Genomic DNA, 22902 nt, shown 5'->3' on the forward strand with positions numbered 1-22902 from the left:
ATTGAAGAGATGTCCGTTCGCCGATTAGCACCGAAGGAAGTCCAGCCCGCGAGCTTCGCGTTCACGGAGGAGAACCTCGCGTTCGCCAGGCAGCAGATCGCGAAATATCCGGCCGGACGCCAGGCTTCCGCCGTCATCGCCATCCTGTGGCGGGCGCAGGAGCAGAACGAGGGCTGGGTGTCGGAAGCCGCGATCCGCGTCATCGCCGACATGCTCGACATGCCCTATATCCGCGTGCTGGAGGTCGCGACCTTCTACACCATGTTCCAGCTCGCCCCCGTGGGCAAGAAAGCCCATGTCCAGGTCTGCGGCACCACGCCCTGCCGCCTGCGCGGCGCCGAGGATCTGATCCACGTCTGCGAGCACCGCATCCATCACGAGCCCTTCCATCTCTCCAAGGACGGCAATTTCAGCTGGGAAGAGGTGGAGTGCCTGGGCGCCTGCGTGAACGCGCCGATGGTGCTGATCGGCAAGGACACCTATGAGGACCTGACCAAGGAAAGCTTCGGCAAGGTGCTCGACGGTTTTGCTTCGGGCAATCCGCCCAAGCCGGGTCCGCAGAACGGCCGCCAGTTCTCGGCGCCGATCACCGGACCGACCACGCTGAAGGAGACCACCTGATGCGTGATCTCTCGCAGCCTTCGGCGCAGGGGAGCGGTGCCATGAAGAGGTGGGGCTTCATCGCGCTGCATGCCGTCGTGGCTGCGGCGTTCATTTTCCTGCTGCAGCGTTTCAGCCTGAACGCGTCGCTGGAGTCCAGTCTGCTCTGGGCGCTGACCTTCGCCGTCTGCGCCGCCGGACTTGCCTACAAGCAGTCCAATCGTTGATCGGAAAGCACTGATATGCTCGAGGACAAGGACCGCATCTTCAAGAACCTCTACGGCCTCCACGATTGGGGGCTCGAGGGTGCGCGGCGCCGCGGCGCCTGGGATGGCACCAAGAATATCATCGACAAGGGCCGCGACTGGATCATCAACGAGATGAAGGCGTCGGGGCTGCGCGGCCGTGGCGGCGCCGGCTTCCCGACCGGTCTGAAATGGTCCTTCATGCCGAAGGAATCGACCGACGGCCGGCCGAGCTATCTCGTCGTCAACGCCGACGAGTCCGAGCCCGGCACCTGCAAGGATCGCGAGATCATGCGGCACGATCCGCACCTCCTGGTCGAGGGCTGCCTGATCGCCAGCTTCGCGATGAACGCGCATGCCTGCTACATCTATGTCCGCGGCGAATTCATCCGCGAGCGCGAGCGGCTTCAGGCCGCGATCGACCAGGCCTATGAGGCCAAGCTGATCGGCAAGGACAACGTCAACGGCTGGCCGTTCGACCTCTACGTCGCCCACGGCGCCGGCGCCTACATCTGCGGCGAGGAGACCGCGCTGCTCGAAAGCCTCGAAGGCAAGAAGGGCCAGCCGCGCCTGAAGCCGCCATTCCCGGCCAACGTCGGTCTGTTCGGCTGCCCGACCACCGTGAATAATGTCGAGTCGATCGCCGTTGCGCCGGACATTCTGCGTCGCGGTGCAGCGTGGTTCGCCGGCATCGGCCGTCCGAACAATGTCGGCACGAAGCTGTTCTGCATCTCCGGCCATGTCGAGCGGCCCTGCAACGTCGAAGAGGCCATGGGCATCCCGTTCCGTGAGCTGATCGACAAGCATTGCGGCGGTATCCGCGGCGGTTGGGACAACCTCAAGGCCGTGATCCCCGGCGGCTCGTCGGTGCGCATGGTGCCGGCCGAGCAGATCATCGACACGCCGATGGATTTCGATTCCTTGAGCAAGCTGCGCTCGGGCCTCGGCACCGCGGCCGTGATCGTGATGGACAAGTCGACCGATTTGATCCGCGCCATCGCCCGCATCTCCTATTTCTACAAGCACGAGAGCTGCGGCCAGTGCACGCCATGCCGCGAGGGCACAGGCTGGATGTGGCGCGTCCTGACCCGCATGGCCGAAGGCCGCGCCCACAAGCGCGAGATCGACATGCTGCTGGAAGTCACCAAGCAGGTCGAAGGCCACACCATCTGCGCGCTCGGCGACGCGGCGGCCTGGCCGATCCAGGGCCTGATCACGCACTTCCGTCACGAGATCGAAGCGCGCATCGACCAGTATTCGCATAAGGCCGATGTCGACGACATCGGCGTCCGCGATCCCGTGAACATGGTCGCGGCGGAGTAAGAGACATGACCAAGCTTATCATCGACGGCAAAGAGATCGATGTCCCCGCCGAATACACGCTGCTCCAGGCGTGCGAGGCGGCTGGCGCCGAGATTCCGCGCTTCTGCTATCACGAGCGGCTGTCGATCGCCGGCAATTGCCGGATGTGCCTCGTCGAGGTGAAGGGCGGCCCGAAGCCGGTCGCGAGCTGCGCCTGGGGCGTGCGCGATTGCCGTCCGGGTCCGAAGGGCGAGCCGCCGGAGATCTCCACCCGTTCGCCGATGGTGAAGAAGGCGCGCGAAGGCGTGATGGAGTTCCTTCTGATCAACCATCCGCTGGATTGCCCGATCTGCGACCAGGGCGGCGAGTGCGACCTGCAGGACCAGGCGATGGGCTATGGTGTCGATACCAGCCGCTTCGCTGAGAACAAGCGCGCGGTCGAGGACAAATATCTCGGCGCGCTGGTCAAGACCTCGATGAACCGTTGCATCCAGTGCACGCGCTGCGTCCGCTTCTCGGCGGAAGTCGCCGGCGCACCCGAGATGGGGGCGACCGGCCGCGGCGAGGACATGGAGATCACGACCTATCTCGAGCATGCGCTGACCTCGGAACTGCAGGGCAACCTCGTCGACATCTGCCCGGTCGGCGCGCTGACCTCCAAGCCCTATGCCTTCGCCGCGCGCCCGTGGGAGCTCGGCAAGACCCAGTCGATCGACGTCATGGACGGCCTGGGATCTGCGATCCGCGTCGATACCCGCGGCCGTGAGGTGATGCGGATCCTGCCGCGCATCAACGAGGCCGTGAACGAGGAATGGATCTCCGACAAGACCCGTCACGTCGTCGACGGCCTGCGCACCCAGCGCCTCGACCGGCCCTATATCCGCGAAGCCGGCAAGCTGCGTGCCGCGAGCTGGCCCGAGGCCTTCGCCGCCATTGCCGCCAAGGCGGCCCGCACCGACGGCAAGCGCATCGGCGCGATCGCCGGTGACCTCGCCGGCGTCGAGGAGATGTTCGCGCTGAAGGATCTCTTGGCCAAATACGGCTCGACCAATCTGGCGGTGCAGGGCGGCGACGCCTTCGATCCCGCACTCGGCCGCGGCTCCTACATCTTCAATCCGACGCTTGCAGGTGTCGAGCAGGCCGATGCGCTGCTCATCATCGGTGCAAATCCGCGGAAAGAGGCGGCCGTGTTCAACGCCCGCATCCGCAAGCGCTGGCGTGCCGGCGGCTTCAAGGTCGGCGTGATCGGCGCCAAGGCCGACCTGACCTATGATTACGATCACCTCGGCGCAGGCACCGAGACGCTCGGCGAGCTGGCGGCCGGCAAGCATTCCTTCATGGACGTGTTGAAGAACGCCAAGCACCCGATCATCCTGGTCGGCGCCGGTGCGGCCGCCCGTCACGACGGCGCCGCCGTTCTGGCCGCCGCCGCCAAGCTCGCGCTCGATGTCGGCGCGGTCAAGGACGGCTGGAACGGCTTTGGCGTGCTGCACGAGACTGCCTCGCGCGTCGGTGCGCTCGATATCGGCTTCTCCGCCGCGGCGGGTGGGCTGAACGCCGCGCAGATGACGACCTTCGGCACGCTGGACCTGCTGTTCCTGCTCGGGGCCGACGAGATCAAGGCGCCGGACGGCACCTTCGTCGTCTATATCGGCACCCATGGCGACCGCGGCGCGCATCGCGCCGACGTGATCCTGCCGGCGGCCGCCTACACCGAGAAGTCCGCGATCTACGTCAACACCGAAGGCCGCGTGCAGATGACCGGTCGCGCCGCGTTCCCGCCGGGCGAAGCCCGCGAGGACTGGGCGATCGTCCGCGCGCTCTCCGAGGCGCTCGGCAAGAAGCTCGGCTACGACTCGCTCGCGGCGCTGCGCCAGGCGATCTTCAAGGCCGTGCCGCATCTGATCCGTCTCGGCCAGATCGAGGCCGGCTCCGCCGACCAGATCAAGAAGCTTGCAGGGAAGGGCGGCTCGCCGGAAAAGGCGCCGTTCAAGCCCCTGGTCGAGGACTTCTACCTGACCAACCCAATCGCGCGAGCGTCCGTCGTGATGGCGGAATGTTCGCGCCTGGCCTCCGGGCACATGCTGACCGCAGCGGAGTGAGCGTGATCTGATGGAATTCTTCGAAAGCGCATTCTGGACCGGCTTCCTCTGGCCGCTGATCATCATGGTCGCGCAGAGCGTCCTGGTGCTCGTCGTCCTGCTGGTCGCGATCGCCTACATCCTGCTCGCCGACCGCAAGATCTGGGCGGCGGTGCAGATCCGCCGCGGCCCGAACGTGGTTGGCCCGTGGGGCCTGCTGCAGTCCTTCGCGGACCTGCTCAAGTTCGTGCTGAAGGAGCCGATCATCCCGGCCGGCGCCAACAAGGGCGTGTTCCTGCTGGCGCCGCTGGTCTCCTGCGTGCTCGCGCTCGCGGCCTGGGCGGTGATCCCGACCAATCTCGGCTGGGTGATCTCCGACATCAATGTCGGCGTCCTCTTCATCTTCGCGATCTCGTCGCTGTCGATCTACGGCATCATCATGGCCGGCTGGTCGTCGAACTCGAAGTACCCGTTCCTGGCGGCGCTGCGCTCGGCGGCGCAGATGGTGTCCTATGAAGTCTCGATCGGCTTCGTCATCATCACGGTGCTGCTCTGCGCCGGCACGCTGAACCTCTCGGCCGTGGTCGAAGCCCAGCACGCGCGCGGCCTTGCCAGCCTGATCGGGCTGCCGCAGCTCACCATCCTGAACTGGTACGTCTGGCCGCTGTTCCCGATGTTCGTGGTGTTCTACGTCTCGGCGCTGGCGGAAACCAACCGTCCGCCCTTCGACCTCGTCGAGGCGGAATCCGAGCTGGTTGCCGGCTTCATGGTGGAATACGGCTCGACTCCATACCTCCTGTTCATGCTCGGCGAATACGTCGCGATCGTCACGATGTGCGCGCTGGCGACCATCCTGTTCCTCGGGGGCTGGCTGCCGCCGGTGGACCTGCCGCCCTTCAACTGGGTGCCGGGGATCATCTGGTTCTCGCTGAAACTGTTCTTCATGTTCTTCCTGTTCGCGATGGCGAAGGCGATCGTGCCGCGCTACCGCTACGATCAACTGATGCGCCTCGGCTGGAAGGTGTTCCTGCCGCTGTCGCTGGTGATGGTGGTCGTGGTGGCCGGCGTGCTGCATTTCGCCGGCATCGCGCCGAAGTGAGGGCCGTCATGGGTATCAACGTCAACGCCACTGCACGCTCGCTTCTGCTGTCGGAATTCGTCTCGGCGTTCTTCCTCGCCATGCGCTATTTCTTCCAGCCGAAGCCGACCTTGAACTATCCGTTCGAGAAGGGCCCGATCTCGCCGCGCTTCCGCGGCGAGCACGCGCTGCGCCGCTATCCGAACGGCGAAGAGCGCTGCATCGCCTGCAAGCTGTGCGAGGCGGTCTGCCCGGCGCAGGCCATCACCATCGAGGCCGGCCCGCGCCGCAACGACGGCACCCGCCGCACCGTGCGCTACGACATCGACATGGTGAAGTGCATCTATTGCGGCCTCTGCCAGGAGGCCTGCCCGGTCGATGCCATCGTCGAAGGCCCGAACTTCGAGTTCGCGACCGAGACCCGCGAGGAGCTCTATTATGACAAGGCCAAGCTGCTCGCCAACGGCGATCGCTGGGAACGCGAGATCGCAAAAGCGATCGAGCTCGACGCGCCGTACCGGTGAGGTGAGGGCATGATCCTTCCCGCGCTGTTCTTCTATCTCTTCGCCGGCATCTGCGTCGCCTCGGCGGTGATGGTGATTGTCTCGCGCAATCCCGTGCACTCCGTGCTGTACCTGATCCTGGCCTTCGTCAACGCCTCCGGCCTGTTCGTGCTGATGGGTGCCGAGTTCCTCGGCATGATGCTGATCGTCGTCTATGTCGGCGCGGTCGCGGTGCTGTTCCTGTTCGTGATCATGATGCTCGACGTCGACTTCCTCGAGCTGCGCGAGGGCTTCATCGAGTACCTGCCGATCGGCCTCGTGATCGGCGGCATCTTCCTGTTCGAGCTGCTGCTCACCGTCGGCTTCTGGGTCATCAACCCCGGCGTCTCCAAGACGATCACGGCGGCGATCCCGGCCAATGTCAGCAATACCGAGGCGCTCGGTCTCGTGCTCTATACGAAGTACATCCACTACTTCCAGCTCGCCGGCATGGTGCTGCTGGTCGCGATGATCGGTGCGATCGTGCTGACGCTGCGGCATAAGGCGAAGGTCAAGCGGCAGGACATCAACGTTCAGAACGCACGCACGCCCGACATGGCGATGGCGATGCGCAAGGTCGCGTCGGGGCAGGGGCTCTCGGACGCCGATGCTGCGGAGTGGGTGAAATGACCATCGGGCTCGGACATTATCTGGCGGTCGGCGCGATCCTGTTCACGCTTGGCATCCTCGGCATCTTCCTGAACCGCAAGAATATCATCGTCATCCTGATGTCGATCGAGCTGATCCTGCTCTCGGTCAATATCAACCTCGTGGCGTTCTCGACCTTCCTCGGCGACATCGTCGGCCAGGTCTTCGCGCTGCTGGTGCTGACGGTTGCGGCTGCGGAAGCCGCGATCGGTCTCGCCATCCTGGTGGTCTATTTCCGCAACCGCGGCTCGATCGCGGTTGAGGACGTCAATCTGATGAAGGGTTAACCCGGCTATGGTTCAGGCAATCGTCTTTCTGCCTCTGCTGGGCGCAATTCTTGCCGGCCTGATCTCGCTGGTCGGCGCGCATGGGCGCAACCCCTCAGGCGACACCGTCGATCATCACGACGAGGCGCACGGTAATGGTGCGAATAACGGTCATGTCTCCGCTGCCTCCATCAAGGAGGAGGGCAGCGTTATTCACGAGACCCATGACGAGCCCGGCCACCACGACCACGAGCCGGCGGCGGCTGGCTCGCGCGGCGCCGAGCTGATCACCACGGGGCTGCTGTTCGTCTCGGCGGCGCTGTCCTGGATGACGCTGGTCGACGTCGGTTTCATGCACCATGACGCCCGCATCCAGCTGCTGCCTTTCATCTTCTCCGGCGAGCTCCAGGTCTGGTGGACGCTGCGGGTCGACACGCTCACCGCCGTGATGCTGGTGGTGGTGACGACCGTGTCCTCGCTCGTGCACCTCTATTCCATCGGCTACATGGACGAGGACCCGAACCGGCCGCGTTTCTTCGGCTATCTCTCGCTGTTCACCTTCGCCATGCTGATGCTGGTGACGGCTGACAACCTGGTCCAGCTGTTCTTCGGCTGGGAAGGGGTGGGTCTCGCCAGCTATCTGCTGATCGGCTTCTGGTACCAGAGGCCCTCGGCGAACGCCGCCGCCATCAAGGCCTTCGTGGTCAACCGCGTCGGCGATTTCGGCTTCGCGCTCGGCATCTTCGCGATCTTCATGCTGGCCGGCTCGACCGATTTCGAGACCATCTTCCATGCCGCACCCAGCCTCACCGGCAAGACCATCAACTTCCTCGGCTGGCATGCCGACGCGCTGACCCTGACCTGTCTCCTCTTGTTCATGGGCGCGATGGGCAAGTCGGCGCAGTTCCTGCTGCACACCTGGTTGCCGGACGCGATGGAAGGCCCGACCCCGGTGTCGGCGCTGATCCATGCCGCGACCATGGTCACCGCCGGCGTGTTCATGGTGGCGCGCCTGTCGCCGCTATTCGAGCTCGCCCCGAATGCGCAGGCCGTCGTGATGTTCTTCGGCGCGACCACCGCGTTCTTCGCGGCGACCATCGGCCTCGTCCAGAACGACATCAAGCGCATCGTCGCCTACTCGACCTGCTCGCAGCTCGGCTACATGTTCGTGGCGATGGGAGCAGGGGCCTATTCGGTCGGCATGTTCCATTTGTTCACGCACGCCTTCTTCAAGGCGCTGCTGTTCTTAGGGAGCGGCTCGGTGATCTACGCGATGCACCACGAGCAGGACATCCGCAACATGGGCGGACTCTGGAAGAAGATCCCCTACACCTATGCGGTGATGGTGGTCGGCACGCTGGCGCTGACCGGCTTCCCGCTCACCGCCGGCTATTTCTCCAAGGACGCGATTATCGAGTCCGCCTACGCCTCGCACAATCCGTTCGGGATGTACGGCTTCCTGATGACGGTCATCGCCGCCGGCCTGACCTCGTTCTACTCCTGGCGCCTGATCTTCAAGACCTTCCACGGCGAGCCGCATGACGAGCATCATTACGAGGCTGCGCATGAGGCTCCGCTCTGGATCCTGGTCCCGATCGGCGTGCTCGCGGTCGGCTCGTTCGTCGCGGGTCTTCCGTTCAAGGAGCTGTTCGCCGGCCACGGCGTCGAGGAGTTCTTCCGCGAGTCCGTGAAGATGAACCCGCACATCATCGAGGAGATGCACCACATCCCCCAGACCATCGCCTTCCTGCCGACGGTGATGATGGTGCTGGGCTTCCTCGTCTCGTACCTGTTCTACATCCGCCGGCCCTACATCCCCGTTCGGCTCGCAAAAGAGCAGCCGATGCTGTACCAGTTCCTGCTCAACAAATGGTACTTCGACGAGCTCTACGACGTCATCTTCGTCCGCCCGGCGAAGTGGATCGGCTATCAGCTCTGGAAGAAGGGCGATGGCTTCATCATCGACGGCTTCGGCCCCGACGGTGTCTCGGCCCGCGTGCTGGACGTCACCCGCAACGTCGTGAAGATCCAGACCGGCTATCTCTATCACTACGCATTCGCCATGCTGATCGGCGCCGCCGGCCTGATCACCTGGTTCATGTTCGGCCTTGGAGGCCAGTAAATGACAACCTGGCCCATTCTCTCGGTCACGACGTTCCTGCCGGTGGTCGGCGCGCTGATCGTCTATCTCAGCCGCGGCGAGGACGAGGCGGCCCGGCGCAATTCGCGCTGGATCGCGCTCTGGACCACGCTGATCACCTTCGCGGTGTCGGTGATCCTGGTCATGCGCTTCGATCCCGCAAACCCCGACTTCCAGTTCGTCGAGAAGGCGAGCTGGCTCGCCACGGGCATCACCTACCACATGGGCGTGGACGGCATATCGCTGCCCTTCGTGATCCTGACCACCGCCTTGATGCCGTTCTGCATCATCGCGAGCTGGAAGGTCACGAGCCGGGTGCGCGAATACATGATGGCGTTCCTGATCCTGGAAACGCTGATGGTCGGCACCTTCTCGGCGCTCGATCTCGTGCTGTTCTACCTGTTCTTCGAGGGCGGCCTGATCCCGATGTTCCTGATCATCGGCGTCTGGGGCGGCCCGCGCCGGGTCTACGCCTCGTTCAAGTTCTTCCTCTACACGCTGCTCGGCTCGGTCTTGATGCTGCTCGCCATCATGGCGCTGTACTGGAACGGCAACACCACCGACATCCCGACCCTGATGCACACCGCCGTGCCGCGGTCCTTGCAGACCTGGGCGTGGCTTGCCTTCTTCGCCTCCTTCGCGGTGAAGATGCCGATGTGGCCGGTGCACACCTGGCTGCCCGACGCGCATGTCGAGGCGCCGACGGCGGGATCGGTGGTCCTCGCCGCGATCCTCTTGAAGATGGGCGGCTACGGCTTCCTGCGCTTCTCGCTGCCGATGTTCCCCCTGGCCTCGCACGACTTCGCGCCGCTGATCTTCACGCTCTCGGCCATCGCCATCATCTACACCTCGCTGGTGGCCCTGATGCAGGAGGACATGAAGAAGCTGATCGCGTACTCGTCGGTGGCGCATATGGGCTTCGTCACCATGGGCATCTTCGCCGGCACCATGCAGGGCGTCGCCGGCGGCGTGTTCCAGATGATCTCGCACGGCATCGTCTCCGGCGCGCTGTTCCTCTGCGTCGGCATCGTCTACGACCGCCTGCACACCCGCGAGATCGCGGCCTATGGCGGCCTCGTCAACCGGATGCCGCTCTACGCGATGACCTTCATGGTCTTCACCATGGCCAATGTCGGTCTGCCCGGCACGAGCGGCTTCGTCGGCGAGTTCATGACGCTGCTCGGCACCTTCAAGGTCTCGATCCCGACCGCGTTCTTCGCCAGCTTCGGCGTGATCCTGTCGGCGGCCTATGCGCTGTGGCTCTACCGCAAGGTGGTGTTCGGGGCGCTGGTCAAGCCGTCGCTGATGAGCATGAAGGATCTCACCTTCCGGGAGTGCCTGACGCTGTTCCCGATGATCGCGCTGACGATCCTGTTCGGCGTCTATCCGAAGCCGGTGCTCGACATGTCGGCCGCCTCGGTCCAGCAACTCGTCAACAACTACAACACCGCTGTGACGGCCGTGAAGGCCGCCGCACTGCTCCAGTGATAGGGCAGGTCAGGATATCGCCATGAGCTTTGAGACTGCAGGTTATCAACTGGCGCCGGTGCTCCCCGAGCTCGTGCTCGCGGTCGGCGCGATGGCGCTTCTGATGCTGGGAGCCTATCGCGGGCAGGAGACGACCAGGACGGTGACGTTGCTGGCGGTGGTGCTCTTGATCGTGGTCGGCGCGCTCGTCTACATGCAGCCCGCGGGCAAGCAGGTGACCTTCGGCGGCAGCTTCATCGTCGACGACTTCGCCCGCTTCATGAAGATCCTGGCCCTGATCGGCTCGGCGGTGACGCTGATCCTGTCGACCGAGTTCCTGTCCGACCCGTCGCGCCGCATCTTCGAATATTCGATCCTGGTGCTGCTCTCGACGCTCGGCATGATGGTGCTGATCTCGGCCGGCGATCTGATCTCGCTCTATCTCGGCCTCGAGCTGATGTCGCTGGCGCTCTACGTCGTCGCCGCCTCGAACCGCGACAACGCCAAGTCGACCGAAGCCGGCCTGAAGTATTTCGTGCTCGGCGCGCTGTCCTCGGGCATGCTGCTGTACGGCGCCTCGCTGATCTACGGCTTCACCGGCACGGTCAGCTTCACCGGCATCGCTACCGCCGTGACGGCCGCGAATGTCGGCCTGGTGTTCGGCCTCGTCTTCCTGCTCGCCGGCCTCTGCTTCAAGATCTCGGTGGTGCCGTTCCACATGTGGACGCCTGACGTCTATGAGGGCGCCCCGACGCCGGTCACCGCCTTCTTCGCCTCGGCGCCGAAGGTGGCCGCGCTCGCCGTCTTCACCCGCGTCACGCTGACGGCATTCCCGGGCATCGTCTCGCAGTGGCAGCAGATCCTGGTGTTCGTGGCGATCGCCTCGATGGCGCTCGGCGCCTTCGCCGCCATCGGCCAGAGCAACATCAAGCGCCTGATGGCCTATTCCTCGATCGGTCACATGGGCTTCGCCCTCGTCGGCCTGGCCTCCGGCACGGTCGAGGGCGCGCAGGGCGTCCTGATGTACATCGTGATCTATGTCGCGATGACGCTCGGTTCGTTCTCGGTCATCCTCGCGATGAAGCGCAACGGCCAGGCCGTTGAGCAGATCAGCGATTTCGCCGGCCTGTCGCGGACCAACCCGCTGCTCGCCTTCTTCTTCGCGATGCTGCTGTTCTCGCTGGCGGGCGTTCCGCCGCTGGCCGGCTTCTTCGCCAAATGGTACGTCTTCGTTGCCGCCATCAAGGCCAACCTGTTCACGCTCGCCGTCATCGGCGTGCTGACCAGCGTCGTCGGCGCCTACTACTATCTCGCCATCATCAAGACGATGTACTTCGACGAGCCGGCCGGCCAGGTCGATCCGGTGCGCGTCGAGGTGAAGACGGTGCTGGCGGTCGCGGGCCTGTTCAACATCCTGTTTGCGCTGTTCGCAGGTCCCGTGGTGAGCGTCGCCTCCGCCGCGGCAAAGTCGCTGTTCTAGGATGGCCTTCGCGCTCGGTCCTCGCGCACAGTCCGCGGGCTATAAGCTCGCAGCTTTCGAACGGACCGGCTCGACCAATACCGAGGCGATCGAGCACGCCCGCGCCGGCGAACGCGGCCCGATGTGGTTCGTGACGTCAGAGCAGACCGCCGGCCGCGGCCGGCGCCAGCGCGCCTGGATCGCCCCGAAGGGCAATCTCGCCGCCAGCGTCCTCGAGGTCCTGGACATCGCGCCTGCGGTTGCCGCCACCATCGGGTTTGCGGCAGGGCTGGCGGAGCAAGCCGCACTCGAGAAGGTCAGTGTTGAGGCCGCGCTGCGGCTCGGTCCTGACGGTCCCCGATACGCCCTGAAATGGCCGAATGACGTCCTCGCCAATGGCAAGAAGCTGGTCGGCATCGGCCTGGAGGCGGAGGCCGTCGGCGACCGGCTTGCCGTCGTCGTCGGTATCGGCACCAACGTCGTCGCGGCGCCCGAGGGGACGCCGACGCCCGCCGTGTCGCTCGCAGATCTCGGCGTCCAGATCAGCGCGGAGGAGCTGTTTACGGCCCTGTCGGACACCTGGGTCGAGTTCCGTGGCATATGGGACAATGGCCGCGGCTTTGCCGATATCCGTAGACTATGGCTGGAGCGCGCCGCCGGCCTAGGCGAGCGGGTGGCAATCCACACGGGAGCGATGACGCTGGAAGGCATTTTTGACACCATCGACGACACCGGCTGCCTGATCGTCCGCACCGCGGAGGGACGGCGGGTGCCCATCGCTGCGGGTGAAGTCTTCTTTGGCCCCGTCGCCTCCGTGGGAGCTGCGTGATGGCAAGGCCCGACGAACTGGTGTTTGCGCCGCTCGGCGGCGTCGGCGAGATCGGCATGAACCTGTCGATCTACGGCCTCGGCAACCGCCACCAGCGTGCTTGGCTGGCGGTCGATCTCGGTGTCTCCTTCGGCGACGAGGAGCATCTGCCCGGCATCGACCTGATCATGCCCGACATCAGCTTCCTGGAGAAGGAACGCAAGAACCTGATGGGCCTCGTGCTGACCCACGCCCATGAGGACCATTTCGGCGCCATCATCGATCTCTGGCCGAAGCTGAAATGCCCGATCTACGCCACCAAGTTCAGTGCGGCGCTGTTCGAGGCCAAATGCGCCGCCGAGCGCAATGCGCCCGAGATCCCCGTCACGGTGGTGCCATCGGGCGGCCGCGTCGATATCGGCCCGTTCAACGTCGAGTTCATTCCCGTCGCGCACTCGATTCCGGAAGCGCACGCGCTGGCGATCCACACCGAAGCCGGCATCGTGCTGCACACCGGCGACTGGAAGATCGACCCGACCCCGACGCTGGGGGCCCCGACCGACGAGAAGCGGCTGCGCGAACTCGGCGAGCAGGGCGTGCTCGCCCTGATCGGCGATTCCACCAACGCCGTGCGCGACGGCCGCTCGCCCTCGGAGGCCGAGGTCGCCAAAACCATCATCGACCTCGTCAAATCAGCCAAGGGCCGCGTCGCGGTCACGACCTTTGCCTCCAACGTCGCCCGCGTCAAAGCCGTCGCCGACGCCGCCAGGGCCGCGGACCGCGAGGTCGTCGTGGTCGGCCGCGCCATGGAGCGCGTGGTGCAGGTCGCACGCGAGACCGGTTATCTCGACGGCGTGCAGAACTTCCGCTCGCCGGAGGTCTACGGCCACCTGCCGCAGGACAAGGTGCTGGCGCTGTGCACCGGCAGCCAGGGCGAGCCGCGCGCCGCGCTGGCGCGCATCGCCAATGACGACCATCCTGAAATCACGCTGAACCGCGGCGACAGCGTCATCTTCTCCTCGCGCACCATTCCGGGCAACGAGAAGGCTGTCAGCTCGATCGTCAACAATCTGGTGCTCCAGGGCGTCGAGATCATCACCGACCGCGACGCTCTGGTCCATGTCTCCGGCCATCCTCGCCGCGACGAGCTGCGCGAGCTGATCTCCTGGGTGAAGCCGCAGCTCCTGATCCCGGTCCACGGCGAGGCCCTGCATCTGCACGAGCACGCAAAGCTCGCGCGCGCCGCCGGCGTGCCGCGCGTGCTGGTCTGCCGCAACGGCGATCTCGTCAAGCTCGGCCCCGGCGATCCCGGCATCGTCGGCGAGGTGCCGTCGGGCCGTCTCTACAAGGACGGCACGATTTTGGAGGACTCCAAGTCCCGCGCCGTCGTCGAGCGGCGCCGCATGGGCTTTTCCGGCTGCGCCTTCGTCGCCATCGCCATGACCGGGCAGGGCGAGCTGGCCGACGATCCCGAGGTCGATCTGGTCGGCGTCCCCGAGAAGAACAGGGCGGGCGAACTCTTCGACGACATCGTCTTCGATGTCGTGATGTCCACCATCGAAGGCCTGCCGAAGGCGCGCCGCCGCGATCCGGACGCTCTGGCCGAGTCGGTGCGCCGCGCCGTCCGGGCTGTGATCAACGAACATTGGGGCAAAAAGCCCCCCTGTCTGGTACACGTACTGACAGTGTAGATTAGGCGTGGTCTCCGGATCACGCTCTGAGGGAGAAGAAACATGCTGGGTCGCCTCAACCACGTCGCGATCGCGACCAGGGATGCCGTCAAGTCCGCCAAGATCTACGGTGCGGCGTTTGGCGCCCAGATCTCGGAGGCCGTGCCGCTGCCCGAGCACGGCGTCATCACCGTGTTCGCGACCCTGCCCAACACCAAGATCGAGTTCATCGAGCCGCTCGGCGACGCCTCGCCGATCGCAAAGTTCCTCGAGCGCAATGCCGACGGCGGCATCCACCATGTCTGCTACGAGGTCGTCGACATCATCGCCTCGCGCGATACGCTGGTGAAGGAAGGCGCGCGGGTGCTCGGCGACGGCACGCCGAAGATCGGCGCCCACGGCAAGCCGGTGCTGTTCCTGCACCCGAAGGATTTTTCCGGCGCGCTGGTCGAGATCGAGCAGGCATAAGGCCGCGCCATGGCCATCCAGATCTCCACTGCGCTTGCGATCTACTTCGTCATCTGGTGGATCGCGCTGTTCCTGACGCTGCCGTTCGGCGTGCGCAGCCAGCATGAGGACGGCGTCGGCGCACCCGGCACCGACCCCGGCGCGCCGATCCTGACGCGGATGGGGCGCAAGCTGATCTGGACCACGATCATCTCGGCGGTGATCTACGGCCTCGGCGTCGCGGCCTACCACGCCGGCTATCTCTCGATCGAGCGCCTGTCGAAATTGATGGGAATGCCGTTCTAGGTTTCTTCGTGCGGCGCACCCTTCGAGACGCCCGCTTTGGCGGGCTCCTCAGGATGAGGGCAGAGTGCGCGGCAACAGTTTCAACGGGCTCCGATGTCAGTTAGCCTCATCTTGAGGAGACCGCCACCGGGTCCGCGCAAAGCGCGGCCCGATGACAGGCTCCGCGGTCGTCTCGAAGGACGAGGCGTGCGCTTGCATCGTTTCGTCACTCGCCTGGAATTTGCGCTTGTTTTATTGGGGGAACGAAATGACTTTTCAGCGTACCGTCATTGCACTTCTGGTGCTGATCGTGGCCGGTCTTGGGGCCATCGGCTATGTCGAATGGAAGATCGCCGTTCAGGCCCGGACGCTGAAGGCGTTCGTCGAGGGCTATGTCTTCAACGAGGCGGTGCTGGCCTGCGAGCAGGCCAAGAGCGCGACGCCATTCAAATGGAACGGCGGCAAGAGCACCTCCGTGATCGGCCTGAACTCGGTCAAGCTCGACAAATACACCGTCAGCGCCAGCTACACGCTGGTGGCGGACAGCGTCTATTGTGATTACGATCCGATCAAAAGAACGGCTGGGATCGGCTCGAGCTTCCTGGAGCGGGAGTAACGATCCGGCCCATACAGGAGCATGAAAAGATCATGCTCAAATAGGGATGGGATCGCATGGCGCAGGGGCAGGGGGACTACCGGATTCTGCATGAGGCCGACTTGCGGGATTATCTCGCAGGCGTGCCAGGCCTGAAGGCGTTGCTCGGCGGCGAGGCGGCCTCCTGGCGGATCACTGAGGTCGGCGACGGCAACCTCAACCTCGTCTTCATCGTCAAGGGCGCGCGCGGCGGCATCGCCGTGAAGCAGGCGCTGCCCTATGTCCGTCTCGTCGGTGAAAGCTGGCCGCTGCCGCTGTCACGCGCTCATTACGAATACCTGGCGCTGATGCGGCAAGCTGAACTCGCACCCGGCCTCGTCCCGGCCGTGCTGCATCACAACGAAGCCTTGGCGCTGACGGTGATGGAGTTGCTCGAGCCCCACATCATCATGCGCAAGGGACTGGTCGCGGGAACGCAATATCCGCGCTTCGTGGACGACATCACTACCTTCATGGCGCGGACGCTGTTCTTCACCTCCGACCTCGCGCTCTCGGCGGCCGAGAAGAAGGAGGCCATCGCCGCCTTTGCCGGCAACCACGCGCTTTGCAAGATCACCGAAGACCTGATCTTCACCGATCCCTACCGCATCGCCGAGCAGAACCGCTGGACCGCGCCTTATCTCGACGGGCTGGCTGCGAGCTTGCGCGACGACATGGACCTGCACGTCGCCATCTCCCGGCTGAAGCTGAAGTTCATGGCAAGTCCGGAAGCGCTGATTCATGGCGACCTCCACACCGGTTCGATCATGGTGACGGTGAGCCAGACGCGGGTGATCGACCCGGAATTCGCATTCTACGGCCCGATGGGATTTGACGTCGCCGCAGTGCTGGCCAATCTCTTGATGGCCTATTTCGCCTCCGCCGCCCACGAGCGCGCACCGGGAGAACGGGCAGCGTTCGAGGCCTGGATGCTGGAGACGGTCGAGCAAGTCTGGACCGAGTTCGCCCGCAAATTCCTCGACCTCTGGCGGGCCGGCGCGGCTGGCGACGCCTATCCGGTCTCGCTTTTTGCCGGCGAGCAGGGTGCGGCGCGGCTGGAAGCCGAGCGACAAAGCTACATGCAGCGCCTGTTCGCCGACACTGTCGGCTTCGCAGCCGCAAAAATCATCCGCCGCATCTTCGGTCTCGCCCACAATATCGATTTCGAGCTGATCGATAACCCCAAGCAGCGGGCGGTCAGCGAAGCCCGTGCCGTGCGGCTGGCGAGGGCGATGATGGTGGAGACGGATGCATTCTCCGCGATCGCCGACGTCACCAACGCTGCACGAAGATTGCGCAACTGGCTGCCGGAGTTGGCGGCAGGCTAGGGCGTGTCCTTGCCTACGACCATCCTTCGAGACGACTGCCTGCGGCGGGCCCTCAGGATGAGGTCGCGCTTTGCAGCGAGCAGCAGACCCTCATGGTGAGGAGCCCGCCAAAGCGGGCGTCTCGAACCATGCAGGCCGAGCTCACTCCGCATCCTCCTCCTCGCATATGCGACCGCCGTGCCATTCAAGGCGCTTGCATTCGATATGCTGCGAGTGGTCAACTCGCTGATCAGAGCACGCTGCATTGGGGGAACACATGATGTTCAGGACAATCGCGATCGTTGCTGGCTTGGGACTGGCGCTCGCCGGAACAGTGGAGGCCCAGACACCGCGCAAGGGCGGAACCATCCGGATGACGGCGCCCTATGGCTCGAGCTTCACCAGCCTGGACATTCACACCACGCAGCGCGCCCAGGACGAGATCTACGCCAAGGCCCTGCACCGGTCGCTCTACATCTGGAATTCCGCGCAAGGAAAGCCGGTGCTGGAACTCGCCAGGGAGGATGTGGTCTCGGGCGGAGGTCTCGTGCACACCTTCAAGCTGCGCGACGATGCCTATTTCCACAACGGCCGCAAGATGACCGCCGACGACGTCATCTGGTCCTACAACCGCATCATGGACGGCAGCAAAGCCTATCCCGGCGCGCGTTACGTCCGCGTGATCGAGGGCGCCGCTGCGGTGGAGAAGGGCCAGGCCAAGGACATCTCCGGCCTGAAGAAGATCGACGACTTCACCATCGAGATGAAGCTGACCGAGAAGGTCGATCCCGGCTTCTACTTCTTCACCGCGCTGACCTCGATCTATCCTGCCGACGAGGCGGCCAAGGAGAGCTTTATCCAGAAGCCGATCGGTCTTGGACCCTTCAAGTTCGTCGAGCACGTGCCGGGATCGCGCATCGTCCTGGAGCGCTGGGATCGGTTCTACAGGCCCGGCAGGCCCTACGCAGACAAGGTCATCGTCTCGGTCATGGGCGAGGCCGCGGCACGCGATGTCGCCTTCCGCAACAAGGAGATCGACACCTCGGTGCTGGGACCTGCGCAGTACGTCGCCTACCAGTCCGACGCGGACCTCAAGGGCACCATCGTCGAGGTCGCCGAGGTGTTTACGCGCTACATGGGCATGAACACCTCGTTCAAGCCGTTCGCCGACAAACGCGTCCGGCAGGCGATCAACTACGCGATCGACACCGACCTGATCATCAACAAGCTGGTCAAGGGCAAGGCCTATCGCGCCAGCAGCTGGCTGCCGCTGACCTCGCCGCTCTACGACAAGACCATGAAGCCCTACGCTTACGACCCAGCCAAGGCCAAACAGCTGCTCGCGGAGGCGGGCTATCCCAACGGCTTCGAATTCGAATGGACCACCAGCCAGAACGAAAGCTGGGGCCTGCCGATCGTCACGGCCGTCATCCCGATGCTCGACAAGGTCGGCATCAAGGCCAAGGTCAAGCAGGTCGAGACCGCGGTGCTAGCGGAAGTGGTCCGCAGCGGCGACTACCAGGCCTTCATCTATTCCCAGGCGACCGGCCCGGATCCCCAGGCGGCGCTCAAATGCTTCCACTCGGCGACGCCGCAATCGGCCTGCAACTACATGAATTTTAGGAACACCGATTTCGACAAGCTGGTCGACGAGGCCGGGCAGGTGGACGACCCCGCAAAGCGCGGCCAGCTGCTGCAGAAGGCCAATGCGCTGCTCTACGAGGAGGCGCCGGTCTGGTTCTTCAACTACAACAAGGCGGTCATGGCGGTGCAGCCGTGGCTGAAGGGAATTCAGCTGAACGCGACGGAGCTGACCCACCAGAACGTCGAGGACCTCTGGGTCGACGAGACCTCGCCCGCGAAGTGACACGCGCGCTCCCTCCAGCGCCACAGGCGAGGGAGGGAGCGGGGAAAAGTTGAGATGCTCTCGTTCCTGATCCGTCGCCTTCTGCAGACCATTCCGACCGTGCTCGCCGTCGTGCTGCTGGTCTTCGTGCTGTTCAGCGTCGTTCCCGGCAGCATCGTCTCGACCATGAGCGACGACAGCGATCCGCAGGTCGAGCTGCGCATGAAGAAGCAGCTCGGCCTCGACCAGCCCGTCTACATGCGCTTCGGCGCCTATGTCGCGAGGCTTGCGACCGGTGATCTGGGGGCCTCGTTCCGGACCCGCGAGCCTGTTACGACCATGATCGCCAAGCGGGCATGGCCGACGCTGCAGCTGATCTTCGCCTCGATGGCGTTTGCGGTTCTGCTCGGCGTGCCGCTCGGCTTCGTCGCGGCCTTGCGACCAGGCAGCCTCGTCGACACCGTCTCGATGGTCCTGGCGGTGTCGGGCCTGTCATTGGCCAAGTTCTGGCTCGGGCTGCTCTTGATGTACCTGTTCGCCTTGAGGCTCGGCTGGCTGCCGAGTTTCGGCTATGGCGATGGCAGCCTCAAATATCTGATCCTGCCCGCCGTGACGCTCGGCGTCTCGCCGATGGCGCTGCTGGCCCGGACGACGCGCGCCGCGGTCCTCGAGATCATGACCGCGGACTTCGTCCGCACCGCGCGCTCGAAGGGCATGAGCGAGACCAGGGTCGTGAAATGGCACGTGATGCGCAACGCGCTCGTCCTCATCCTCACGACCATGGGCCTGCAATTCGGCGCGCTGATGGGGCAGGCGGTCGTCGTCGAGAAACTGTTCTCCTGGCCTGGCATCGGCTCGCTGCTGGTCGACAGCGTGCTCCAGCGCGACATTCCCGCCGTCCAGGGCTCCATTCTCGTGGTGGTGCTGTTCTTTCTCGCGATCAATCTCTTGATCGACGTTCTCTACGGCGTGATCGATCCGAGGATCAGATACGCATGAAGCTCCGCGCCAATCTCGTCGTCGGCGGATCGTTGTTCGTGCTTGCGATCATCGTCGGCCTGCTCGCGCCCTGGCTGGCTCACACCGATCCCGTCATGGACGCCAATCTGATGAATGCGGAGGAGCCTCCGAGCTGGACCTGGTGGTTCGGCACCGACGGGCAGGGCCGCGACATCTATTCCCGCGTCGTCTACGGCGCCCGCATTTCGCTGACGGTCGGCATCGTCTCCCAGCTCATCAACAGCGTCATCGGCGTGGGACTCGGTCTGAGCGCCGGCTATTTTGGCGGCTGGTGGGACGATGTCGTCAATGCCCTGACCAATCTGATGCTCGCGATCCCCTCGCTGATCTTCGCACTCGCCATCATGGCGGTGCTTGGTCCCGGTCTGACCAGCCTCTTGATCGCACTCGGCCTGACCAACTGGTCCTTCACCTGCCGGCTCGCGCGCGCCTCGGCGCTGTCGCTGCGGAATCAGGGCTATGTGCAGGCGGCAACCGTGCTCGGCTACGGCGATCTGCGCATCATGATCACGCAGCTGCTGCCGAACATGTTAGGGCCGATCGTCGTCATCGGCACGCTCGGCATGGGCAGCGCGGTCCTGTCCGAAGCTGCATTGTCGTTCCTCGGTCTCGGCGTCCGCCCGCCTTTTCCGAGCTGGGGCAGCATGTTGTCGGAAGCTCGCGAGCAGATCACGACGGCGCCGTGGCTCTCGGTGTTTCCCGGCCTTGCCATCTTCCTGACCGTGCTCGGCCTCAATCTTCTCGGTGATGGCCTGCGCGACATCCTCGATCCCCAATCGCGGACCCGGCGGACATGACCGGCGCGCCGCTGATCGAGGTCGAGAATCTCCGCATCGATCTCGACGACGGATCGAGGCGCGTTGCGGCGGCCGAAGGCATTTCATTCCGCATCGACCGTGGCGAGACGTTCGGCCTTGTCGGCGAATCCGGCTGCGGCAAGAGCATCACCGCGCTCGCCTTGATCGGCCTGCTGCGGCCGCCCTTGTCGGTCGGCGGCGGCGTCATCCGGTTCGAGGGAAAGGAAATCCAGCACCTATCCGCCGCCAGGCAACGGGAGCTGCGCGGCAACCGCATCGCCATGATCTTCCAGGAGCCGATGACGGCGCTGAACCCGGTCTCGCCGGTGGGACGACAGATCGCCGAGATGTTCGTGCTGCACAAGGGCAAGAGCTGGCGGGAGGCCAACCAGCTGGCGGTCGAGTCGCTCGCGAGCGTCCGCGTCCCCGCGCCCGAGCGGCGCGTGAAGGATTACCCGCATCAGCTGTCCGGCGGCATGCGCCAGCGCGTCATGATCGCCATCGCGCTCGCCTGCGGTCCGGACCTCCTGATCGCCGACGAGCCGACCACCGCGCTCGACGTCACCGTGCAGGCGGAGATCATCGAGCTGATGCGGAATCTGTGCGCCGAGCGGGGAACGGCGATCCTGATGATCAGCCACGATCTCGGCCTCGTTGCCAATGTCTGCCGCCGCGTCGCCGTCATGTATGCCGGCCGCATCGTCGAGGAGCGCGGCTCGGCCGATATCTTCCGCGCGCCCTCGCATCCCTATACGCAAGGGCTCGTCGACTCCCTGCCGCGGCTGGGCAGCCGCGCTGCGCTCGGCCGCAGCAGGCTGAAGGAGATTGCGGGCGTCGTGCCGGCGATCACGAATTTCCCGGATGGCTGCCGGTTCAATCCGCGTTGCGCGCAGGCGACCGACATTTGTCGGACAGCCGCGCCCAAGACGGATTTGCTGGAGGCGGGCGGCTTGGTCAGGTGTCACCACCATGCATGAACCGCAAGACATGCGAGGTGAAGCCTGGCGGGACGACGGTCTCATTCTCAGCATCGAGGATCTCGCGGTTCATTTCCCGCTGGGAGGCGGCTTGCTGGGCCGCGGCCGGCGGCTGCTGCGAGCGGTTGACGGTGTCGATCTCAGGCTGAAGCGCGGCGAATGCCTCGGCCTCGTCGGCGAGTCCGGGTCCGGCAAGTCGACGGTCGCATTGTCGATCCTCGGTTTGCTGACGCCGACGCGCGGCCGCATCGTGCTGGACGGGCAGGTCATGACCGTCAGGCAGTCCGGCGATCGCAAGGCGCTGGCCCGCATCGTGCAGATGGTGTTTCAGGATCCCTACGCCTCGCTCAATCCGCGCCAGACCGTTCGTCGCACGCTCGAAGATCCCCTGCGTGTGCATGGGGTGACCGCGAAAAGCGAGATCGAGGACCGCGTCACGACCATGCTGCGGCATGTGGGACTGCGCCCCGAGCAGGCCGACCGCTACCCGCACGAGTTCTCAGGCGGCCAGCGCCAGCGTATCGGCATCGCCCGCGCGCTGATCCTCAATCCCAGGATCGTCATCTGCGACGAGCCGGTCTCGGCGCTCGACGTCTCGATCCGCGCCCAGATCATCAATCTGCTGCTGGAGCTGAAGGAAACGCTCGGCCTGTCCTACATCATGATCAGCCACGACCTCGGCGTCGTCGAGCACATGAGCGACCGCGTCGCCGTGATGTATCTCGGCCGCATCGTCGAGAACGGCCATTGGCGTGAGATCTTCGAACAGCCGGCGCACCCCTACACGCAAGCCCTGATCGCCGCCATCCCCGATCCCCTGCGCCATGCACCGCTGGCGACAACAGGCGGCGACCTTCCCAATCCCCTCGATCCGCCGAACGGCTGCGCCTTCAGCCCGCGCTGCCGTCATGCGGAGACGGTGTGCCGGAGCGAACCGGGGCCAACGCTGGAAACGCGCGCCGATGGGCATGCGGTGCGGTGCTGGCGGAGTGAGGAGATTGCGGGGCGGTCGGCATTAGTTTCGGCGGAGGGCTGATGCGCCGAAGGGGGAAGGCGCGTCTATTCCACCAGGGCGTGTACTCACAGAAAGGCGAATATGTCAGCTTCGAAGGCATAGGGAAGTCTTGTGATCAATCAGAGCATTATCGCACGTGACCCGGAGCGGACGTCTTGCGCACTAGCTGGCGACTATGCAGCCCCATTTGTGCCGAACATGCTATAGCGCCGTCTGCGGTTAGCTGACCGGATGTTTTCGTGCCACAGTTCGTCGTCTTTTGCGAGGA

22 protein-coding genes are annotated in these 22902 nt (G+C 64.8%); all 22 read left to right on the forward strand.

Going from position 1 to position 22902, the window contains the following annotated elements; translation table 11 throughout:
* The first annotated feature begins 9 nt into the window (after positions 1 to 9).
* Complete coding sequence (gene nuoE / locus JQ566_RS20210; RefSeq protein WP_061877839.1) at positions 10 to 621, forward strand: NADH-quinone oxidoreductase subunit NuoE; 612 nt, start codon at positions 10 to 12, stop codon at positions 619 to 621.
* Positions 621 to 827, forward strand: a complete 207-nt coding sequence (locus tag JQ566_RS20215) for a hypothetical protein (RefSeq protein WP_212374821.1) — start codon at positions 621 to 623, stop codon at positions 825 to 827. Before nuoE ends, JQ566_RS20215 begins: the two co-directional genes overlap by 1 nt.
* Positions 828 to 842: 15 nt before the next feature.
* A complete protein-coding gene (gene nuoF, locus JQ566_RS20220) occupies positions 843 to 2168 on the forward strand; it encodes an NADH-quinone oxidoreductase subunit NuoF (RefSeq protein ID WP_183238902.1) in 1326 nt (441 codons plus the stop codon).
* Positions 2169 to 2173: 5 nt separating this feature from the next.
* Positions 2174 to 4249, forward strand: coding sequence for an NADH-quinone oxidoreductase subunit NuoG (nuoG, locus tag JQ566_RS20225; protein WP_212374823.1), 2076 nt, complete (start codon positions 2174 to 2176; stop codon positions 4247 to 4249).
* Positions 4250 to 4259: 10 nt separating this feature from the next.
* Positions 4260 to 5327, forward strand: coding sequence for an NADH-quinone oxidoreductase subunit NuoH (gene nuoH, locus JQ566_RS20230; RefSeq protein ID WP_212374825.1), 1068 nt, complete (start codon positions 4260 to 4262; stop codon positions 5325 to 5327).
* Between the two features lie 8 nt (positions 5328 to 5335).
* Positions 5336 to 5830: an NADH-quinone oxidoreductase subunit NuoI gene (gene nuoI, locus JQ566_RS20235; protein WP_157283556.1), complete on the forward strand. Its 495-nt coding sequence runs from the start codon at positions 5336 to 5338 to the stop codon at positions 5828 to 5830.
* A gap of 9 nt (positions 5831 to 5839) precedes the next feature.
* Entirely contained in the window at positions 5840 to 6478 is a 639-nt protein-coding gene (locus tag JQ566_RS20240; protein ID WP_212374827.1) for an NADH-quinone oxidoreductase subunit J, read from the forward strand.
* On the forward strand, positions 6475 to 6783 hold the full coding sequence (nuoK, locus tag JQ566_RS20245; RefSeq protein WP_008547737.1) for an NADH-quinone oxidoreductase subunit NuoK: 309 nt from the start codon (positions 6475 to 6477) through the stop codon (positions 6781 to 6783). The genes JQ566_RS20240 and nuoK overlap by 4 nt, the downstream gene beginning before the upstream one ends.
* 7 nt (positions 6784 to 6790) lie before the next feature.
* On the forward strand, positions 6791 to 8884 hold the full coding sequence (nuoL, locus tag JQ566_RS20250) for an NADH-quinone oxidoreductase subunit L (RefSeq protein ID WP_212374829.1): 2094 nt from the start codon (positions 6791 to 6793) through the stop codon (positions 8882 to 8884).
* Positions 8885 to 10390 (forward strand): NADH-quinone oxidoreductase subunit M, encoded by a 1506-nt coding sequence (locus JQ566_RS20255; RefSeq protein ID WP_212374831.1) that lies wholly within the window; start codon positions 8885 to 8887, stop codon positions 10388 to 10390.
* Between the two features lie 22 nt (positions 10391 to 10412).
* The gene (nuoN, locus tag JQ566_RS20260) at positions 10413 to 11849 is read left to right on the forward strand and encodes an NADH-quinone oxidoreductase subunit NuoN (protein WP_212374833.1); all 1437 of its coding nucleotides are present in this window, start codon (positions 10413 to 10415) and stop codon (positions 11847 to 11849) included.
* Between the two features lies 1 nt (position 11850).
* Entirely contained in the window at positions 11851 to 12657 is an 807-nt protein-coding gene (locus JQ566_RS20265; RefSeq protein WP_212374835.1) for a biotin--[acetyl-CoA-carboxylase] ligase, read from the forward strand.
* On the forward strand, positions 12657 to 14327 hold the full coding sequence (locus tag JQ566_RS20270) for a ribonuclease J (protein ID WP_212374837.1): 1671 nt from the start codon (positions 12657 to 12659) through the stop codon (positions 14325 to 14327). Before JQ566_RS20265 ends, JQ566_RS20270 begins: the two co-directional genes overlap by 1 nt.
* 42 nt (positions 14328 to 14369) lie before the next feature.
* Positions 14370 to 14774 (forward strand): methylmalonyl-CoA epimerase, encoded by a 405-nt coding sequence (gene mce / locus JQ566_RS20275; RefSeq protein WP_212374839.1) that lies wholly within the window; start codon positions 14370 to 14372, stop codon positions 14772 to 14774.
* A 9-nt stretch (positions 14775 to 14783) separates the two neighbouring features.
* Positions 14784 to 15059: a DUF1467 family protein gene (locus tag JQ566_RS20280; protein WP_100232724.1), complete on the forward strand. Its 276-nt coding sequence runs from the start codon at positions 14784 to 14786 to the stop codon at positions 15057 to 15059.
* A gap of 247 nt (positions 15060 to 15306) precedes the next feature.
* Positions 15307 to 15654 carry a hypothetical protein gene (locus JQ566_RS20285; protein ID WP_212374841.1) on the forward strand — a complete coding sequence of 116 codons (348 nt, stop codon included), beginning with the start codon at positions 15307 to 15309 and terminating at the stop codon, positions 15652 to 15654.
* A 56-nt stretch (positions 15655 to 15710) separates the two neighbouring features.
* Entirely contained in the window at positions 15711 to 17000 is a 1290-nt protein-coding gene (gene mtnK, locus JQ566_RS20290) for an S-methyl-5-thioribose kinase (protein WP_212374842.1), read from the forward strand.
* A 256-nt stretch (positions 17001 to 17256) separates the two neighbouring features.
* Positions 17257 to 18846 (forward strand): ABC transporter substrate-binding protein, encoded by a 1590-nt coding sequence (locus JQ566_RS20295; RefSeq protein WP_212374844.1) that lies wholly within the window; start codon positions 17257 to 17259, stop codon positions 18844 to 18846.
* Positions 18847 to 18900: 54 nt separating this feature from the next.
* Positions 18901 to 19824, forward strand: coding sequence for an ABC transporter permease (locus JQ566_RS20300; RefSeq protein WP_212374846.1), 924 nt, complete (start codon positions 18901 to 18903; stop codon positions 19822 to 19824).
* Entirely contained in the window at positions 19821 to 20642 is an 822-nt protein-coding gene (locus JQ566_RS20305) for an ABC transporter permease (RefSeq protein WP_212374848.1), read from the forward strand. Before JQ566_RS20300 ends, JQ566_RS20305 begins: the two co-directional genes overlap by 4 nt.
* Positions 20639 to 21619 (forward strand): ABC transporter ATP-binding protein, encoded by a 981-nt coding sequence (locus JQ566_RS20310; RefSeq protein ID WP_212374850.1) that lies wholly within the window; start codon positions 20639 to 20641, stop codon positions 21617 to 21619. The genes JQ566_RS20305 and JQ566_RS20310 overlap by 4 nt, the downstream gene beginning before the upstream one ends.
* Positions 21612 to 22655 carry an ABC transporter ATP-binding protein gene (locus JQ566_RS20315; RefSeq protein ID WP_212374852.1) on the forward strand — a complete coding sequence of 348 codons (1044 nt, stop codon included), beginning with the start codon at positions 21612 to 21614 and terminating at the stop codon, positions 22653 to 22655. Before JQ566_RS20310 ends, JQ566_RS20315 begins: the two co-directional genes overlap by 8 nt.
* Positions 22656 to 22902: the final 247 nt, after the last annotated feature.

This window comes from Bradyrhizobium sp. SZCCT0231 (assembly GCF_018130245.1).
Taxonomy (GTDB): Bacteria; Pseudomonadota; Alphaproteobacteria; order Rhizobiales; family Xanthobacteraceae; genus Bradyrhizobium; species Bradyrhizobium japonicum_F.

Coding starts and splice junctions, on each gene's coding strand:
- nuoE (WP_061877839.1), top strand. CDS start 10: ATGTCCGTTCGCCGATTAGCACCGAAGGAAGTCCAGCCCGCGAGCTTC.
- JQ566_RS20215 (WP_212374821.1), top strand. CDS start 621: ATGCGTGATCTCTCGCAGCCTTCGGCGCAGGGGAGCGGTGCCATGAAG.
- nuoF (WP_183238902.1), top strand. CDS start 843: ATGCTCGAGGACAAGGACCGCATCTTCAAGAACCTCTACGGCCTCCAC.
- nuoG (WP_212374823.1), top strand. CDS start 2,174: ATGACCAAGCTTATCATCGACGGCAAAGAGATCGATGTCCCCGCCGAA.
- nuoH (WP_212374825.1), top strand. CDS start 4,260: ATGGAATTCTTCGAAAGCGCATTCTGGACCGGCTTCCTCTGGCCGCTG.
- nuoI (WP_157283556.1), top strand. CDS start 5,336: ATGGGTATCAACGTCAACGCCACTGCACGCTCGCTTCTGCTGTCGGAA.
- JQ566_RS20240 (WP_212374827.1), top strand. CDS start 5,840: ATGATCCTTCCCGCGCTGTTCTTCTATCTCTTCGCCGGCATCTGCGTC.
- nuoK (WP_008547737.1), top strand. CDS start 6,475: ATGACCATCGGGCTCGGACATTATCTGGCGGTCGGCGCGATCCTGTTC.
- nuoL (WP_212374829.1), top strand. CDS start 6,791: ATGGTTCAGGCAATCGTCTTTCTGCCTCTGCTGGGCGCAATTCTTGCC.
- JQ566_RS20255 (WP_212374831.1), top strand. CDS start 8,885: ATGACAACCTGGCCCATTCTCTCGGTCACGACGTTCCTGCCGGTGGTC.
- nuoN (WP_212374833.1), top strand. CDS start 10,413: ATGAGCTTTGAGACTGCAGGTTATCAACTGGCGCCGGTGCTCCCCGAG.
- JQ566_RS20265 (WP_212374835.1), top strand. CDS start 11,851: ATGGCCTTCGCGCTCGGTCCTCGCGCACAGTCCGCGGGCTATAAGCTC.
- JQ566_RS20270 (WP_212374837.1), top strand. CDS start 12,657: ATGGCAAGGCCCGACGAACTGGTGTTTGCGCCGCTCGGCGGCGTCGGC.
- mce (WP_212374839.1), top strand. CDS start 14,370: ATGCTGGGTCGCCTCAACCACGTCGCGATCGCGACCAGGGATGCCGTC.
- JQ566_RS20280 (WP_100232724.1), top strand. CDS start 14,784: ATGGCCATCCAGATCTCCACTGCGCTTGCGATCTACTTCGTCATCTGG.
- JQ566_RS20285 (WP_212374841.1), top strand. CDS start 15,307: ATGACTTTTCAGCGTACCGTCATTGCACTTCTGGTGCTGATCGTGGCC.
- mtnK (WP_212374842.1), top strand. CDS start 15,711: ATGGCGCAGGGGCAGGGGGACTACCGGATTCTGCATGAGGCCGACTTG.
- JQ566_RS20295 (WP_212374844.1), top strand. CDS start 17,257: ATGATGTTCAGGACAATCGCGATCGTTGCTGGCTTGGGACTGGCGCTC.
- JQ566_RS20300 (WP_212374846.1), top strand. CDS start 18,901: ATGCTCTCGTTCCTGATCCGTCGCCTTCTGCAGACCATTCCGACCGTG.
- JQ566_RS20305 (WP_212374848.1), top strand. CDS start 19,821: ATGAAGCTCCGCGCCAATCTCGTCGTCGGCGGATCGTTGTTCGTGCTT.
- JQ566_RS20310 (WP_212374850.1), top strand. CDS start 20,639: ATGACCGGCGCGCCGCTGATCGAGGTCGAGAATCTCCGCATCGATCTC.
- JQ566_RS20315 (WP_212374852.1), top strand. CDS start 21,612: ATGCATGAACCGCAAGACATGCGAGGTGAAGCCTGGCGGGACGACGGT.